This window comes from Leifsonia sp. Y862, from assembly GCF_057669585.1.
On record NZ_JBYHFR010000001.1, the window covers coordinates 1,113,659 to 1,128,995 of the forward strand.

Annotated in this window: 17 protein-coding genes; 8 read left to right on the top strand and 9 right to left on the bottom strand. The window is 64.2% G+C overall.

Annotation, left to right across the window (positions count from 1 at the left end; translation table 11 throughout):
* Positions 1 to 3: 3 nt before the first annotated feature.
* Positions 4 to 1,674, bottom strand: coding sequence for a DNA-3-methyladenine glycosylase 2 family protein (locus AC25Z0_RS05230; RefSeq protein ID WP_488133115.1), 1,671 nt, complete (start codon positions 1,672 to 1,674; stop codon positions 4 to 6).
* An 86-nt stretch (positions 1,675 to 1,760) separates the two neighbouring features.
* Positions 1,761 to 2,597, bottom strand: a complete 837-nt coding sequence (locus AC25Z0_RS05235; RefSeq protein WP_488132526.1) for an isocitrate lyase/PEP mutase family protein — start codon at positions 2,595 to 2,597, stop codon at positions 1,761 to 1,763.
* 122 nt (positions 2,598 to 2,719) lie between these two features.
* Between AC25Z0_RS05235 and AC25Z0_RS05240 the strand changes: the two genes are divergently transcribed.
* Positions 2,720 to 3,382, top strand: coding sequence for a class I SAM-dependent methyltransferase (locus tag AC25Z0_RS05240; RefSeq protein WP_488132527.1), 663 nt, complete (start codon positions 2,720 to 2,722; stop codon positions 3,380 to 3,382).
* A 22-nt stretch (positions 3,383 to 3,404) separates the two neighbouring features.
* On the opposite strand, the gene AC25Z0_RS05245 is transcribed toward AC25Z0_RS05240, so the two are convergent.
* From AC25Z0_RS05245 to AC25Z0_RS05255, 3 genes are all read right to left on the bottom strand, one after another.
* Entirely contained in the window at positions 3,405 to 3,656 is a 252-nt protein-coding gene (locus tag AC25Z0_RS05245) for a hypothetical protein (RefSeq protein ID WP_488132528.1), read from the bottom strand.
* A gap of 194 nt (positions 3,657 to 3,850) precedes the next feature.
* The gene (locus AC25Z0_RS05250; protein WP_488119145.1) at positions 3,851 to 4,999 is read right to left on the bottom strand and encodes a glycosyltransferase family 4 protein; all 1,149 of its coding nucleotides are present in this window, start codon (positions 4,997 to 4,999) and stop codon (positions 3,851 to 3,853) included.
* The gene (locus AC25Z0_RS05255; protein ID WP_488133116.1) at positions 4,996 to 5,892 is read right to left on the bottom strand and encodes an alpha/beta fold hydrolase; all 897 of its coding nucleotides are present in this window, start codon (positions 5,890 to 5,892) and stop codon (positions 4,996 to 4,998) included. Before AC25Z0_RS05255 ends, AC25Z0_RS05250 begins: the two co-directional genes overlap by 4 nt.
* Positions 5,893 to 6,012: 120 nt before the next feature.
* Here AC25Z0_RS05255 and treS point away from each other — a divergent pair, with 120 nt between their 5' ends.
* Positions 6,013 to 7,710 carry a maltose alpha-D-glucosyltransferase gene (treS, locus tag AC25Z0_RS05260; RefSeq protein ID WP_488119146.1) on the top strand — a complete coding sequence of 566 codons (1,698 nt, stop codon included), beginning with the start codon at positions 6,013 to 6,015 and terminating at the stop codon, positions 7,708 to 7,710.
* 104 nt (positions 7,711 to 7,814) lie between these two features.
* On the top strand, positions 7,815 to 8,501 hold the full coding sequence (locus tag AC25Z0_RS05265) for an exonuclease domain-containing protein (protein WP_488119147.1): 687 nt from the start codon (positions 7,815 to 7,817) through the stop codon (positions 8,499 to 8,501).
* Positions 8,502 to 8,634: 133 nt separating this feature from the next.
* Here AC25Z0_RS05265 and AC25Z0_RS05270 read toward each other — a convergent pair whose 3' ends face one another.
* The 3 genes from AC25Z0_RS05270 to glgA all read right to left on the bottom strand — a co-directional run bounded on the left by AC25Z0_RS05270 (position 8,635) and on the right by glgA (position 11,044).
* Entirely contained in the window at positions 8,635 to 8,886 is a 252-nt protein-coding gene (locus AC25Z0_RS05270) for a type B 50S ribosomal protein L31 (RefSeq protein WP_414803448.1), read from the bottom strand.
* Positions 8,887 to 9,029: 143 nt separating this feature from the next.
* Positions 9,030 to 9,815 (bottom strand): ABC transporter ATP-binding protein, encoded by a 786-nt coding sequence (locus tag AC25Z0_RS05275; protein ID WP_488132529.1) that lies wholly within the window; start codon positions 9,813 to 9,815, stop codon positions 9,030 to 9,032.
* 47 nt (positions 9,816 to 9,862) lie between these two features.
* On the bottom strand, positions 9,863 to 11,044 hold the full coding sequence (glgA, locus tag AC25Z0_RS05280) for a glycogen synthase (RefSeq protein WP_488119149.1): 1,182 nt from the start codon (positions 11,042 to 11,044) through the stop codon (positions 9,863 to 9,865).
* Positions 11,045 to 11,126: 82 nt separating this feature from the next.
* Here glgA and glgC point away from each other — a divergent pair, with 82 nt between their 5' ends.
* Together glgC and serB are read left to right on the top strand one after the other, a co-directional pair.
* Positions 11,127 to 12,368, top strand: coding sequence for a glucose-1-phosphate adenylyltransferase (gene glgC, locus AC25Z0_RS05285; protein ID WP_488119150.1), 1,242 nt, complete (start codon positions 11,127 to 11,129; stop codon positions 12,366 to 12,368).
* Positions 12,365 to 13,042 (top strand): phosphoserine phosphatase SerB, encoded by a 678-nt coding sequence (gene serB, locus AC25Z0_RS05290; protein ID WP_488119151.1) that lies wholly within the window; start codon positions 12,365 to 12,367, stop codon positions 13,040 to 13,042. The genes glgC and serB overlap by 4 nt, the downstream gene beginning before the upstream one ends.
* Positions 13,043 to 13,081: 39 nt before the next feature.
* On the opposite strand, the gene AC25Z0_RS05295 is transcribed toward serB, so the two are convergent.
* A complete protein-coding gene (locus tag AC25Z0_RS05295; protein ID WP_488132530.1) occupies positions 13,082 to 13,792 on the bottom strand; it encodes a beta-ketoacyl-ACP reductase in 711 nt (236 codons plus the stop codon).
* A gap of 143 nt (positions 13,793 to 13,935) precedes the next feature.
* Here AC25Z0_RS05295 and AC25Z0_RS05300 point away from each other — a divergent pair, with 143 nt between their 5' ends.
* From AC25Z0_RS05300 to AC25Z0_RS05310, 3 genes are read left to right on the top strand one after another with little or no spacing between them, the layout of a single operon-like run.
* On the top strand, positions 13,936 to 14,244 hold the full coding sequence (locus AC25Z0_RS05300) for a DUF3099 domain-containing protein (RefSeq protein ID WP_488119153.1): 309 nt from the start codon (positions 13,936 to 13,938) through the stop codon (positions 14,242 to 14,244).
* A gap of 11 nt (positions 14,245 to 14,255) precedes the next feature.
* The gene (locus AC25Z0_RS05305; protein ID WP_488133117.1) at positions 14,256 to 14,492 is read left to right on the top strand and encodes a hypothetical protein; all 237 of its coding nucleotides are present in this window, start codon (positions 14,256 to 14,258) and stop codon (positions 14,490 to 14,492) included.
* Positions 14,489 to 15,331 (top strand): SURF1 family cytochrome oxidase biogenesis protein, encoded by an 843-nt coding sequence (locus tag AC25Z0_RS05310; protein ID WP_488119154.1) that lies wholly within the window; start codon positions 14,489 to 14,491, stop codon positions 15,329 to 15,331. The genes AC25Z0_RS05305 and AC25Z0_RS05310 overlap by 4 nt, the downstream gene beginning before the upstream one ends.
* Positions 15,332 to 15,337 lie beyond the last annotated feature (6 nt).

Consider the following 15,337-nt stretch of genomic DNA (forward strand, 5'->3'; position numbering starts at 1 on the left):
GTGTCAAGTCACCGCGAACCGCGAAGAGCCGCTGTCTCTGGGGCGCTGAGTGGCGGCGGTCGCTGCCTGCCACAGGTGTAGGGCCGCATAGGAGCGCCACGGCGCCCACGCGGCGGCCTTGTTGCCCAAGGCGCGGTGCGCAGCCGCCTTCGGCAGGTTGGGCTCGAGCGTGCCCACCGCGATCGCGCCGGCGACCAAGGCGACATCGCCGTGCAACCAGGCATCAGGGTCCCCCAGTACTCGCATCGAGATGTACGCGGCAGTCCACGGCCCGATCCCCGGCCGGGCCACAAGTCGTTCTCGCAATGATTCTGGGTCTGCGCCCACATCGACGACGAGCTCGCCGTCGGCGAGGGCACGGGCAGTTGCGACGACGGTGCGTACGGAGCGGCCGGGCAGCCTGAGCGGGCGATCAGGATCGAGCGGATCGCCGGGCACCGCCTCCGGCAGCCCGATTGCGATCTGGCCCGGTGCAGGGAACAGCCGATCAATGCCGGCAAAGGATGACGTGTAGCGCGTGCCGAGCATCGCCGTGAGGCGACCCAGGTGTCCTCGCGCTGCGGCAACCGATATTTGTTGCCCGACAATGGCGCGGATGACGAGCTCGTGGGGGTCTATCGCACCGGGCACCCGTATTCCGCGGGTTCTACTGACAAGCGGCGCCAAGGCGGGATCTGCACTGAGTGCGGCGTCGACAGCGATAGGGTCAGCATCCAAGTCCAGCATCCGCCGCACGCGAGCCACGGCGGTGGCGACGTCGGCGAGCGATGCGAGCTCCAACTCCGCCTGGAGGCGCCACTCAGAGTCCCCAACCTGTGTCGCGACGATCTCGACGGCGCCCGGGCCGTGCGGGAGCGACAGGCTGCGCGCGTACCGTAGTGGACCGTCGACGGGAAGCTCGGCGGCCTCGACACCGGTGATCGCACGCGCCGCCAGGAATCGAAAGAGGCCTGGAGCATCGAACGGCTGCCGCACGGGGAGAGCGAGACTGAGGCGCACCGGTGCGCCGCCGGTCATCTCCGCCCCGTCTTCGGGTGATTCGATGTGTGCGGAGGCTGGCCCGGCGTTGGCAGTGCGATGCCGCGCCCGCACCTCGCCAGGGCGCGCGGCGAACACCTGCAGAAAAGTGTCGTTGAACTGCCGAACCGATCCGAAGCCGGCGGCGAACGCGATGTCAGCCAGTTGAAGGTCGGTGCCGACCAGCAGGCTCCGAGCTGTCTGCGCTCGCCGCGCACGAGCCAGTGCAAGTGGTCCGGCGCCGAGCTCAGCCACGAGCAGGCGGTTCACCTGCCGCTCGCTGTACCCCAGGTGGGCAGCCAAACCGTTCACGCCCTCGCGGTCCACGACTCCATCGACGATCAACCGCATCGCCCTGCCAGCCAGATCCCGACGCAGATCCCACTCAGGGGTCCCGGGTGCGGCCTCTGGCAGACAACGCTTGCACGCCCGATACCCAGCCTCGTGCGCGCCCGCAGACGTGAGGTAAAAGGTGACGTTCTGCGCTTTCGGTGTGCGAGCCGGGCACGATGGGCGACAGTAGATTCCCGTTGACGACACCGCGGTGAAGAACTGCCCGTCAAACCGGGTATCGCGGGCGTCAATCGCCCGGTACCGCTCATCGAACAGCGGATCGTGCTGCGACCCATGTGCGTCATCAGCTGCGCTCGCGACGATTGTCTGCGCCGCATGCTCCTCGATTGTCACGACTCTATTCTCGCTCTCCGTCTCGGCCGCGTTCCCTATTCGTCTGCGTTACTGACTCAGCGCGTTACTGACTCAGCGCGTTGTCGGTCAAGCAGGCCGTTGATTTCGCCGTAGTCGAGCCCGCCCGCAACCGCATCGTAGGTTCCTGAGTCAAGCAGTTCCGCTGTCGCACGGTCCACGACGGCGTACGCCGCCTGCGCCACACTGGACCCCAGGCTGACACGGGCAACCCCCAGGCGGGCAAGCTCTGGGACGCTGAGCGAGCCGGGGCCAACCATCACGTTCACCGGCGCTCCGATTCCAGCAGTCAGCGCGGCGATCGTCTCGGCATCCACAGCACCGGGCACAAACATTCCGTCTGCCCCTGCATCCAGATAACGAGCAGCCCTGGCGATGCTCTCCGTGACGCGCTGTTCCGGTTCTCCAATACCGCGCAGGAAAACATCGGTGCGCGCGTTGATGAACAGCCGTACCCCGGCCCGATCAGCCTCGGTGCGGGCAACGGTGATGCGTGCGGCCAACTCATCGACCCCGCACACTCCGTCTTCGATGTTGATTCCCACGGCGCCCGCCGTGAGAAGCCCATCAACGGTCGCCGCTACATCCGCTGTTCTAGTGGCGTATCCGCTCTCGATATCGGCGGTGACGGGCACTGTGACAGCGGCGGCAATCCGAGCCATGACGTCCAGAGCCTGCTCGCGGCCGAGGCGGTCGCCGTCTGGCATGCCCAGCGACCATGCGAGGCCGGCGCTCGTGGTTGCAACGGCCCGGGCGCCCGCGGATTCGACAATCAGGGCGCTGGCGACGTCCCAGGCGTTCACAAGAGCGAGCGGCTGAGAGGTGTCATGGAGAGAATGGAAATGAAGAGCCTGAGCGGCGAGCGTGGTGTTCATAGGTACATTCCATCAGCGGATGCGCGCCACGTCTGGCGGGAATCAGACACGAGAGCGGCGCTCGTGTTGCCATTTCGGCACGAGAATTTGGTGGTGGGCGTGGCACGATGCATGCTGCAGTAATGGACAAGATCAACGGCACGTCGGACGTTCCCACCATTCACACACCACGGGAACCAGCTGCCGTCGAAGACCTGTGGGACCAGCGCTACTCCGGCATGGACAAGCTGTGGAGCGGCCAGCCCAACGCTTGTCTCGTGAGCGAGACGAACGGGCTGCGCCCTGGGCGGGCACTGGACGTCGGCTGCGGCGAGGGCGCCGATGCCATCTGGCTCGCACAACAGGCCTGGGATGTCACCGCGTTGGACGTCTCGAAGGTGGCACTCGACAGGGCAGCCGAACAAGCTGAGCGACTGGGCGTCGACGTGCGGTGGCTGCACGCCGGCCTCGTTGAAGCGGAGCTGCCACTTGGCGCCTTCGATCTGGTCTCCGCGCAATACCCGGCGCTGCTTCGCACCGACGACAACGTTGCCGAGCGAGCACTGATCGATGCGGTTGCTCCCGGTGGCGTGCTGCTCATCGTGCACCACCCCGCACCCACCACGGGGGAGGCCAATGCGCACGGATTCAGTCCAGACGACTACGTCAGCCCCGCCGGAGTCGCTGACCTGTTGGATGACAGTTGGCAGGTCGAAGTGGACGAGACGCGGCCTCGCCACGTGAACGGTGGCGCAGGAGCGCATCACACCGAGGACGTGGTCATCCGGGCGCGCCGCCTGGGCTGACCTGCGGCGTCCGCCCTTATCCTCAGCTGAGCTCGGTGCCCTGGGACATCCACACTCTCCCGATTGCCTCGTAGTACTCAACCACGCATGCGTCAGCCACCCGCTCGATCGTTTCGACATCCGCTTGAGTTTCAGCTTCTATGGCGTAGCTGAAACCGAGCTCGCTGCCGTTGGCTGCGATCTCAGTCGGTTCTGCACCGGTCTCGTGCACGCAGTTCCACCAGTCATCGACGGCAAGCCGGTACTCGGATTCGTCGACCACAAGGTCATCCAAGACGCCCTGCTGATACTCGCTCGAGCCGTCGCGCAACTCAGACGGAGTTTTTGCGACACGCCGTGTTCACACGCCACCCGCATGCGGCGTGTCGCATTTTCTCCGCCTGAACCTGGCCGCGGCTCGAGGAGCGAGCGCTGGCGGACGTCTTGGGACCTCGCGCGCAGATCGCGGGCACAGGCCGGCGCCAGCGACTAGTCGGTTGTCGCGGCAGTTGCCGTCGTTGGTGACGCGGCTACCGCGGCGGCGGCGGAGCCCGCACCACGGCGCGCGGCCACAGTGTCCGTCAGTGCAGCCAGCAGCGTCTTCGCCGAACGCGCCCAGGTGAACTGTGACGCCTGGGTGACAGATCGCTTCGAGCGAGTCTCCCATTCGCTTGGTGTGCTCAGCTGCAGCACCCTGGCGGCGAGCTCGTCGGGAGAATCCGGATTGAAGTAGAGCGCGGCCTCTCCCCCGATTTCGCGGAAGATCGCGATGTCGCTGGTAATCACGGGCGTGCCGACGTTCATCGCTTCGACGAGCGGGATCCCGAATCCTTCATCGCGTGATGCCGTGACGAGGGCAGTGGCCTCTTGCAACAACTCGAGGTATTCGGCATCCGTTGCGCCATTGTGGAACACCAGGTTTGCCTGCGGGGCGAGAGCCGTCAGGCGCGTGCGCTCTGCATCGTCGACCCTGCTCATGAGGTGCAGCGTGTAGCCGGGCAACGCTGCGGCGGCGCGCACGAGCGCGTCCACGTTCTTGTACGGCATGAACGAGCCCATGTACACGAGAATCCCCGACGCCGGCATCGTGCGGTCAAGGCTCGAGCCACTCGAACCGGCCGGTGGCGTGGCCGCGTTCGACACGACGGTGATGGGCTTGCTCGTGAGGTTGTGCTGCTCAATGAGCTTCTTGGTTGTCTCCGAAACAGTGACGACGGCGTCGGCGCGATTCAGCAGCATCCGCTGTGGCCACCACGACAGGTGATACAGGCGCCACAAGCCCCTGATCGGCCACGGCAGGTTTCGCGGTGGTGTGCGATTGGTGTAGTAGATGAGGTCGTGCACCGTCAGCAGCAGCGTGTATGTGCGACCCCACGAACCCATGGTCTGCATGGGGCTGAACACCACGTCGGGCTTCAGCCGGTTGAGAGTGCGCGCCATGAATGGTTCCATCACACTCGTCGGCGGCCTGACGATCTCCCACGGCAGCGCAGGCAGCAGGTCAAGCTGGCGGTGGTCGCTGATCAGCATGGTGACGGGATGCAGCTTCGCCAGCTCTGAGACGATGCCGGCTGTATACCGGCTGATGCCGTCGTGCTGGTCGAAGCGGGTGTACCGGCAGTCGAAAACGATCCTCATTCTGGGGTCACCGCCAGGAAGCTCTGTACGTGGGCGGCCGCCTGGGCCGGAACCTCGTAGTGGATGAGATGGCCGACATCAGAAATCACGCGCAGCTCTGCGTTCGGAAACAGCTTCTGCAGACGGTACTGGGCTGGCACCGCGGTGATGTCGTCTTTTTCGGCAGCAATCAACAGGGTCGGCTGCGCGATGCGGGCAGCGAATTCGCTGACGTCGTTTCCCACGGATGCCGTGAAGGCTTCCATCACGACGCGTCGGTCTGAGAATGCAGAGAAGTACCTGTCGTGCTGGTTGTGGATCCAACGCCTGAGCGACTTGTCCTTGGTTTTCACCATGGCCAGGCTCGTGATGCGCACGATGAGCGGATTGCGGAGCAGCGCAAAGCCTGCCCGCTCCGGCAGCGCGGCGGCGGCCCAGTAGTAGAAGACGGCCAGTCGGGTCAGGATGCCGCGCGGCCCTGACAGGGCGGGGGCCGCAATCGGGTTGACCAGGATCACGCGGTCAGCGGGCAACCCGCCAGCGACCGCGCCAGAGACGATGATCGAGCCGAACGAGTGGCCGAGAATGACGACGGGGCCGGTGAGCTGCAGCTGTTCGCTGAATTCGCCGAGCCACGCGCTGTAGCCGGGAATGTCATGGGCGACCGCCGCCAGGGGCGTCGATTCGCCAAACCCAGGCAGGTCGGGCGAGATGATCCGGTACCCGGACAGCTGGGCGACGACCGGCTCCAACCCATGGTGATCACCACGAAAACCGTGAACCATCACGATCGTCGTCGCTGCGGCAGGGTCACCGTAATCCCAGAAGTGGGTACTGCTGCCCAAGACGGATGCTGAGCCCGTCCGTACGGGAATCTGGGCTAGTTGCCCTGCAAATGGCGAAGGTACGATCATCACGCCTAAGTTTAGGCATGCAGACACGGCTGGAACTGTACAAACGCCACATTCAGCGACCTAGACTCGTCCCAACACTTTCTCTCAGCCTGCGCCCGTAATCGGGCCGAAAGGATCGACGTGAGCTTTACCGCACCCATCCAACTTCCCGGACTGGCCTTCGACCCGCAATGGTTCCGACGCGCCGTGTTCTATGAGGTGATGGTGCGGTCATTCGTAGACAGCAATTCGGATGGTTCTGGAGACCTGGCCGGCCTCGTCTCCAAGCTCGACTACCTGCAGTGGCTGGGCATCGATGCCCTGTGGATTCCCCCCTTCTTCAACTCCCCGTTGAAAGACGGCGGATACGACGTTGCCGACTACCGCGCGATCCTGCCAGAATTCGGCACCCTCGACGAATTCAAGGACCTCGTCACGAAGGCCCACGAGCGCAACATGCGCGTCGTGATCGACCTGCCGCTGAACCACACGTCAGACCAGCACGAGTGGTTCCAGCAGTCTCGGGAAGACCCAGAGGGCCCATACGGCGACTTCTACGTCTGGAACGACGACGACGAGAAGTACCCGAACATCCGCATCATCTTCACCGACACCGAAGAATCGAACTGGGCGTTCGATCCGGTGCGGCGCCAGTTCTTCTTCCACCGCTTCTTCTCGCACCAGCCAGACCTCAACTTCGACAACCCGGCTGTGCACGACGCGCTGTTCGAAATCGTCAGGTTCTGGCTTGACCTCGGTGTTGACGGATTCCGTCTCGACGCCATTCCATACCTGTACGAGTCAGAAGAGGGAAACGGCGAGGGCGAGCCGCCGACGCACGAATTCATCAAGAAACTGCGCGCAATGGTCGACCGGGACTACCCGGGCCGCATCATGATCGCAGAGGCGAACCAGTGGCCACGTGAAGTTGCCGCGTTCTTCGGCACAGAGGAAGAACCGGAGTGCCACATGGCATTCGACTTCCCCGTCATGCCGCGCATCTTCTACTCGCTGCGCTCCCAGCAGGCCGCAGAACTGGTGCGAGTGCTCTCTGAGACCACAGACATCCCAGAGGGCGCCGGCTGGGGCGTCTTCCTGCGCAACCACGACGAGCTGACCCTTGAGATGGTCAGCGAGGAGTACCGCCAGGCAATGTACGGCTGGTACGCATACGACCCGCGGATGCGCGCCAACATCGGCATCCGTCGTCGCCTCGCTCCCCTGCTCGACAATTCGCGTGCAGAGCTCGAACTCGCCCACGCCCTGCTGTTCGCCCTGCCTGGCAGCCCGTTCCTCTACTACGGCGACGAGATCGGCATGGGAGACAACATCTGGCTCCCCGACCGCGACAGTTCGCGTACGCCCATGCAGTGGACGCCCGACCGCAACGCCGGCTTCTCGGCCGCCGATCCAGGCAAGCTCTACCTGCCTGTCGTACAGTCGCTGGTCTACAACTACACGCAGACCAACGTCGAGACCCAGCTGGCACAGTCGGGTTCGCTGCTGCACTGGGTGCGCAACGTGATTCACGTGCGGAAGGCGCACCCGGTATTCGGTCTGGGAACGATCCGGGTGCTGAACACCAACCATGAGTCAGTACTGGCGTTCATCCGCGAGTACGACGGCACGGGCACTCGCTACGGCGACCAGCCGGAGACCGTGCTCTGCGTGTTCAGCTTCGCCCACAACCCGGTGGCGTTCAAGATCGAAGACGCGGACATGGCGGGCACCCGCCTGTACGACCTCTTTGGCGGCGCCGTGTTCCCCAGCTTCGATGACGACGGGTCGCTGACCCTGACGCTGGGCGCGCAGAGCTTCTACTGGCTGCACTGCGGTTAACGGGCACTGCGGTTAGCCAGCTGACGTTTCATACCGGCCAGGTACCACACGATGCTCGTGTGTGCCTGGCCGGTTCTGTCAGGGGTCGCCCGTAGGCTTTGGGTATGAGCACATGGAGCGACACACTGGCCGTTTTCGACCTCGAGACCACGGGCATAGACGTGGAGACGAGTCGGATCGTCACGGCGACCGTGGCGGTCATCAACGCCGACGGCGTGGTGCTTGAGCGCACCGACTGGTTGCTCGACCCTGTGATCGACATTCCCGAACAGGCCACGAACGTGCATGGCATCACCACGGAGCACGCCAGGCAGCACGGCCAGGATGCTGCCACAGGCGTCGCAGAGATCGTCGCCGCCCTGAAGTCGGCCCTGGATCGTTCTCTGCCCTTGGTGGCGTACAACGCGCCATATGACCTCACCCTGCTCAACCGGGAGGCGATGCGTCACGGCATCCGCCCGCTGGTCACGCCGTCACCCGTCATCGACCCCCTGGTGATCGACAAGGCTGTCGACCGCTACCGCAAGGGCAAGCGCACGCTGACGGTCACGTCCGAGTTCTACGGGGTTATCCTCGAGGACGCTCACGACTCAGGGGCGGATGCCATTGCCGCCGGCCGCGTCGCCCAGGCCATCGCTCGCACGCATGGAGCCCTCTTGCCGGCAACAGCCGCCGAACTGCACGCCCTGCAAGTGACGTGGTCTGCCGAGCAGGCCGCAAGCTTCCAGGAGTACATGCGTCGCGCCCGCGACCCAGAGTTCATTGCACACGGCGGCTGGCCGGAGCGTTGAGCTAGCGCGCTCCCCGGTTGAGTTGGCTCCCCCAGTGGAGCCAACTCGGCTCGCTACCGGCGAGACACGCAAAAAGGGCGACCAGCCGAAGTTGGTCGCCCTTTCTCGTACGCGGTGTTCGCGTGCGGAAGAGTTACTTACCGAAACCCGCGTAGCGCGAGTTGAACTTCTCAACGCGTCCGGCGGAGTCCATGATGCGCTGCTTGCCCGTGTAGAACGGGTGTGACTCCGAAGAGATTTCAACGTCGATCACGGGGTACGTGGTTCCGTCTTCCCACTCGATGGTCTTCGAGCTGGAGACCGTCGAACGGGTCAGGAACGTCGCGCCCGACGCGAGGTCGCGGAAAACCACGGGAGCGTACTCGGGGTGAATGTCAGACTTCATGAAGACTTCCTTGTTGCGATTTGATGAATGAAAACTGCGATTGGTGAGTTCTGTCTCGCCAAACACGGCGAAAAAGTTGTCCGGCCACAGGGCCAGCTACTGAGTTTAGCAGAAGCCGATTGATTCGGCCGACATTGAGCGGACTATTCGTGAGCGCGAGCCGTGTAGCGGCCCTCGGCCTCTGAGAGCTCGATGGTCATGCCGAAGGTGTCGCTCAGCGTCTCGGAGGTCAGCGCATCCGCCAGCGGGCCTGCAGCGACGATACGACCGGCCTTGAGCAGAAGCACATGGGTGAAGCCGCGAGGAATTTCTTCGACGTGATGAGTGACCATGACGATGGCGGGGGCGTTGGGCGAACTGGCGTAGCCGCCCAGCAGCTGCAACAGCTCTTCCCGTGCGCCCAGGTCAAGGCTTGCGGCCGGTTCGTCGAGCAGGAGGAGCTCAGGGTCTGTCATGACCGCGCGGGCAATCTGCACCCGCTTCTGTTCACCATCACTCAGGGTGCCGAACGTGCGTTCGCCCAGGTGATCGAGCTTCCACTCTGACAGCACGCGCTGTGCACGACGTTCGTCGATCTCTTCGTACTCTTCGTTCCAGCGGCCGGTCACGGAGTACGCGGCGGTCATCACCACGTCGAGCACTCGCTCTGCACCCGGAACCTTGCGTGCCAGCGCGGTCGACGCGAAGCCGATGCGCGGACGCAGCTCGAAGACATCCGTTCCCCCCAGCGGCTCGCCGAGAACCTCAGCGGTGCCGCTGGTCGGGTAGCCGAGAGCTGCAGCGATCTGCAGCATCGTCGTCTTCCCGGCGCCATTCGGACCGAGAATCACCCAGCGCTGATCGTCGTCGACGCTCCAGCTCACTGAATCCAGGATTGGGGTGCCGCCGCGAACGACAGACACGTCGGAGAGCTCAAGAACGTTGACCATACAGCCATGTTATCGGGCTTCAGCTGGTCGTCCGTCGCGGCACCCCGCTACCGGAGAGACCGGTAGATTTCCCGTGTCCTGGTGGCGATCTTGGTCCAGCTGAACTCGACCTCCGCCCGCTTTCGCCCTGCGGCGCCCATCTCGGCCGCCCTCGCCTGATCGCTGAGCACGTCGGTCAAAGCCGCCGCAAGATCGGCCACGAATCGGTCTGGATGGATCGGGGTTCCGGTGCCGTCCTCCATCTGTTCGATGGGGACCAGTCGTCCAGTGACGCCATCGACGACGACCTCTGGGATGCCACCGGTTGCTGTTCCGACCACCGGCAACCCGCACGCCATTGCCTCGAGATTCACGATGCCGAGCGGTTCATAGACCGACGGGCAGACGAAAACGGTGCCAGCGGTCAACACCGCAGAGAGCTCGTGGTGCGGCAGCAGCCTGTCGATCCAGACGACGCCGTCGCGTTCACGCTGCAGCTGCTCGACACCTGCGGTGACCTCCGCCATGATCCCCGGCGTGTCTGGCGCACCGGCGCACAGAACGAGCTGCACGTCAGGCGGCAGCAGCGCGGCAGCGCGCAGCAGGTACGGAAGGCCCTTCTGCCGAGTGATTCTGCCGACGAAGACAACAGCGGGGCGATCTGGGTCGATGCCGAGGGAACGTACCAGCTCAGGGTCATGCACCGGCTTCCACCGATCGAGATCGATACCGTTGTAGACCACGTGCACACGCGACTCGTCGAGATCTGGGTAGCAGCGGAGGATGTCGCGACGCATGCCGCCGCTGACGGCGATGACGGCATCCGCTGCTTCGAATGCCGTCTTCTCGATCCAGCTGGAGACACGGTATCCGCCGCCCAGCTGTTCGGCCTTCCACGGCCGGAGCGGCTCGAGGCTGTGTGCTGTGACGACGTGAGGGATGCCGTGCAGCAACTTGGCCAGGTGGCCTGCGCCGTTCGCATACCAGGTGTGGGAGTGGACAAGGTCGGCTCCCCCGACGGCATCCGCCATCTGCAGGTCGACACCCAGCGTGGCAAGCGCACCGTTTGACTCACGAAGCTCCGCCGGCACCGGGTATGCAACAGTGTGCGCGTCAGTTCGCGGGGCGCCGAAGCACCGCACTGTCACGTCCATCTCGGTGCGGAGCGCCCGCACCAGCTCCGTCACGTGCACCCCAGCACCGCCGTAAATCTCCGGCGGATACTCTTTCGTCAGCAGGTCTACTCGCATGGAGTAAAGCTAGCGCAGCCGAAGCCAGACACATACGTTAGTCAAATGCCTCAGATGGCCTGGTTGGCCCTACTGTAAAGGCATGAAGCCTTTGAAGATCTTTGGCATTGTCTTAGCGGGTGGCGAGGGAAAGCGGCTAATGCCGCTGACGGAAGACCGAGCCAAACCAGCGGTGCCTTTTGGTGGCCACTATCGATTGATCGACTTCGCACTGTCAAACCTCATCAACTCAGGGCTGAGTCAGATCGTGGTGTTGACGCAGTACAAGTCGCACAGCCTCGACCGTCATGTGTCGCAGACCTGGCATGTGTCAGGCCTCGTCAACTCATACATCGCGTCAGTCCCCGCCCAGCAGCGCCTCGGCAAACGCTGGTTCAGCGGTTCAGCGGATGCCATCCTGCAGAGCCTCAATCTCATCCACGATGAGAAACCTGACATCGTGGTCGTGGTCGGTGCTGACCACGTCTATCGCATGGACTTCAGCCAGATGGTTGAGGCCCATGTGGCGTCTGGCGCCCAGGCCACCGTCGCCGCCATTCGCCAGCCGATCGGCCTGGCCGACCAGTTCGGAGTCATCGAGGTCGACGCGGCCACTCCGGATCGCATTCGAGAATTCCGCGAGAAGCCGACGGATGCCGTTGGTCTCGCCGACGCGCCGCACGAGGTATTCGCTTCGATGGGCAACTACGTCTTCAACACGGACGCCCTCATCGAAGCAGTTCTCCGCGATGGCGAACGGACAGATTCCAGCCACGACATGGGCGGCGACATCGTCCCTGATTTCGTCGCACGCGGCCAGGCCGGCGTGTACGACCTCAAGCGCAATGACGTGCCGGGTTCGACGGACAGGGATCGCTACTACTGGCGCGACGTCGGAACGATCGATTCGTTCTTCGAAGCCCACCAGGACCTCATCTCCGCCCTGCCCGTGTTCAACCTGTACAACCAGTCATGGCCGATCTTCAGCCGCCAGCTCAACTCACCGCCGGCGAAGTTCGTGCGCGACGCACGCGGTGCGCTCGGCACGATGATCGATTCAGTGGTGTCGCTCGGATGCGTCATCTCCGGCGCCCACATTGAGCGCAGCGTGCTCGGCCCCTGGGTGACAATTGGTTCTGGTGCAAAAATCGTCGACTCGATCATTTTCGATCGCGTCCAGGTTCACCCCGATGCCACCGTGCATCGCGCAATTCTGGATAAGGAAGTTGTCATTGAAGAAGGAGCACAGGTCGGTATCGACCGTCAGCGCGACCTGGCCAGGGGGTTCAGTGTGACCGATTCCGGCATCACCGTCGTTGGCAAGGGAGTTCGAGTACACCCGTGACCCGCTCCACCCTTCATCGCCCCATCCCCCACAATTCCTCCCGGTTCCTCGTCGTTCTCGACGCGGATTCGACCCTGATCGAAGACGAAGTCATTGAGCTGTTAGCGGATGCCGCTGGCTCACGTGAACTGGTTGCCGACGTGACAGAACGCGCCATGCGCGGCGAGCTGGACTTCGCAGAGAGCCTGCGGGCCAGGGTCGCCACGCTGGCGGGCCTGCCCACGTCGGTCTTCGCGGACGTCAGCGCCCAGATCCGGCCGACGCCTGGCGTGCACGACATGATCGCGGGACTTCACGAGCACGGCAGCATCGTCGGCGTTGTCTCAGGAGGCTTCCACGAACTGCTCGACCCACTCGGCGCATCGCTCGGCCTCGACCACTGGCGCGCCAATCGCCTCGAGGTCGACAACGGTCGCCTGACCGGCGGCCTCGTCGGCCCCATCATCGACGCGGCCGCCAAGGCCGCCGCACTCCGGGAGTGGGCGGCGCAAGACGGCATTGCACTCCCCCAGACGATCGCCGTCGGCGATGGCGCGAACGACCTGGAGATGATGGCCGTTGCCGGTCTCTCCGTGGCGTTCAACGCCAAGCCGCGCGTGAAGGACGAAGCCGACCTGGTCATGAACGTGTGTGACCTGAGCCAGCTGCTTCCCGTGCTCGGGCTCCGCGGCTAACTGCGGAAGCGCCTAAGGGTCTGAAGCGACTGGCGGGGCCTAGTGGCCCATGCCCAGTCCACCATCAACGGGGATGACGGCGCCGGAGATGTAGCCGGCGTCGTCCCCAGCCACCCAGGTGACAACGCGCGCGACCTCTGTCGGCGTGGCGAAGCGGCCGGCCGGGATGTTGCGCTTGTACTCGGCCTGCTGCGCTTCAGGCAGCTCTGCCGTCATATCCGTTTCAATGAAGCCGGGCGCGACAACGTTGGCGGTGATGCCACGCGACCCGAGTTCGCGGGTCACCGACCTGGCCATTCCGACCAGACCGCTCTTCGACGCTGAGTAGTTGACCTGGCCGGCAGAGCCGTACAGTCCGACGACGCTGGAGATCAGCACGATGCGACCGAAGCGTGCCTTGAGCATGCCCTTTGAGGCACGCTTGACCACGCGGAACGCACCGGAGAGGTTCGTGTCGATGACGGAGGTGAAGTCATCTTCAGACATCCGCATGAGCAGGGTGTCTTTGGTGATGCCCGCGTTGGCGACGACAACTTCGACCGGGCCGAGTTCGGCCTCGATCTGGGTGAATGCGGCATCAACGGATGCGGCATCCGTCACGTCTGCACGCACGGTAAGGGTTCCTGCCGGGCCCTCGCCGGAGCGAGCGGTCACGGCGACCCTGTGGCCCTGGGCCACGAATTCTTCGGCTATTGCGAAGCCGATACCGCGGTTTCCACCGGTTACGAGTACTGTCCTGGGAGTCGTCATGCCTGTATCCAATCTGGGCACGGCGAATTCACAGCCGCGCATACCTGAGTTCAGCTTAGGGCGTGCGCTCGAACCCTCCCGCGAGACGTAGTCTTAAGAGGCACCGGTACGAACCGCAGCACCTTGATGAAGCGACAGTTGGAATGAAGCAGCAGGCGATCACATCCCTTCCCCTCTCCCCAGAGGTCGAACGACGCAATCGAATGATCAAGTATTCGATCGCGATGGGTGTGCGCGTTGTCTGCATCGTGATGATGCTCTTCGTGCAGGGCTGGTGGCTGCTGGTATTCGCAACCGCCGCGATCGTGCTGCCGTACTTTGCCGTTGTGCTGGCCAATGTCCACTCCGATCCGCGAGGCGGCCAGGTGGAGCGGCCAGGTGGAATCCTTCCCGTGCGCCCACGACAGCCTGCGGATGACCCCCGCGATTCAACAGAAGGCAAGCGACAGTGATCCTGCAGGGCATGGACCTTGACCACGACACCTGCTCGCGAGCAGGTTGCCGCGAGCCGGCATCGTGGCGACTCGACTGGCGCAACCCCCGCATACACACTGAGGACAGAGTGAAGACCTGGCTAGCCTGCGACGAACACGTCGATTACCTGCGCGAGTTCATCAGCGCCCGTGACTTCCCGCTGCGCGTGACTCCGCTGCACGGCGACGCCGCATCCGCTGCCGCAACAGAGGTGACCAAGGCGTGAAGGGCTGGTCATTCCTCGTTTCCCGGCGATGGGCCGGCTACCTGGCGCTCACTATCGTGTTTGCGCTCGTGTGTTGCGCGCTCGGCGCCTGGCAGTTGTCCCGGCGCGCGGAGGCCCAGGCAGAAATCGCCAGGGTTGACGCGAACTTTGACTCAACCCCCGTGGCGCTCGATGAGGCGCTGCCGGCCCTTGATTCCTTCGACGAGTCCCAGAAATGGCTCCAGGTCGAAATGACCGGGACGTACCTGGTTGACCAGGAACTTCTGGCACGCAACCGTCCGCTGAATATCAACCCGGGCTTTGAAGTACTCACCCCGCTACTGCTCGACGACGGCACGGTTTTTGTCGTCGACCGTGGCTGGCTTCCGACCGGTGAAGCACAGGACGCACCGGATGTCGTCCCCGCGGCTCCGACGGGCCCCGTCACCGTCGTCGTCCGGTTGAAAGCCGGCGAGCCGACGCTTGCCGGCCGAACCGCGAGCGGGAACCAGATCGCCACCATCAATCTTGAGGACATCGCCGGTCGCGTCGACAAGCCGACCTACACCGGCGCATACGGCCTGATGGCCAGCGAAGACCCGGCGCCCGACGAACGTCCGGTGGCCGTGACGAGACCGGTCAGGGACGAAGGCCCACACCTGTCGTACGCGTTCCAGTGGTTCGTGTTCGCCCTGATGGGATTCGTGGGCCTCGGCTGGGCAGCCAGGCAGGAGTTCCGCACGATCAACGCGCTCGACCCTGACGAGCAGGATCGTGCCGCTGAGCGGGCGCGCAAGCAGGCGGCCAAGCCGCGAAGCGACGCCGAGATCGAAGACGAGCTCCTCGGCCACAACCGCTGATTCACC

Bases quoted from the DNA above. Each gene is read 5' to 3' on its own strand.
- AC25Z0_RS05240 (WP_488132527.1), top strand. From the start codon at position 2,720: ATGGACAAGATCAACGGCACGTCGGACGTTCCCACCATTCACACACCA.
- AC25Z0_RS05255 (WP_488133116.1), bottom strand. From the start codon at position 5,892: ATGATCGTACCTTCGCCATTTGCAGGGCAACTAGCCCAGATTCCCGTA.
- glgA (WP_488119149.1), bottom strand. From the start codon at position 11,044: ATGCGAGTAGACCTGCTGACGAAAGAGTATCCGCCGGAGATTTACGGC.
- AC25Z0_RS05300 (WP_488119153.1), top strand. From the start codon at position 13,936: ATGAAGCAGCAGGCGATCACATCCCTTCCCCTCTCCCCAGAGGTCGAA.
- glgC (WP_488119150.1), top strand. From the start codon at position 11,127: ATGAAGCCTTTGAAGATCTTTGGCATTGTCTTAGCGGGTGGCGAGGGA.
- AC25Z0_RS05270 (WP_414803448.1), bottom strand. From the start codon at position 8,886: ATGAAGTCTGACATTCACCCCGAGTACGCTCCCGTGGTTTTCCGCGAC.
- AC25Z0_RS05275 (WP_488132529.1), bottom strand. From the start codon at position 9,815: ATGGTCAACGTTCTTGAGCTCTCCGACGTGTCTGTCGTTCGCGGCGGC.
- AC25Z0_RS05305 (WP_488133117.1), top strand. From the start codon at position 14,256: ATGGACCTTGACCACGACACCTGCTCGCGAGCAGGTTGCCGCGAGCCG.
- AC25Z0_RS05265 (WP_488119147.1), top strand. From the start codon at position 7,815: ATGAGCACATGGAGCGACACACTGGCCGTTTTCGACCTCGAGACCACG.
- AC25Z0_RS05250 (WP_488119145.1), bottom strand. From the start codon at position 4,999: ATGAGGATCGTTTTCGACTGCCGGTACACCCGCTTCGACCAGCACGAC.
- AC25Z0_RS05295 (WP_488132530.1), bottom strand. From the start codon at position 13,792: ATGACGACTCCCAGGACAGTACTCGTAACCGGTGGAAACCGCGGTATC.
- AC25Z0_RS05235 (WP_488132526.1), bottom strand. From the start codon at position 2,597: ATGAACACCACGCTCGCCGCTCAGGCTCTTCATTTCCATTCTCTCCAT.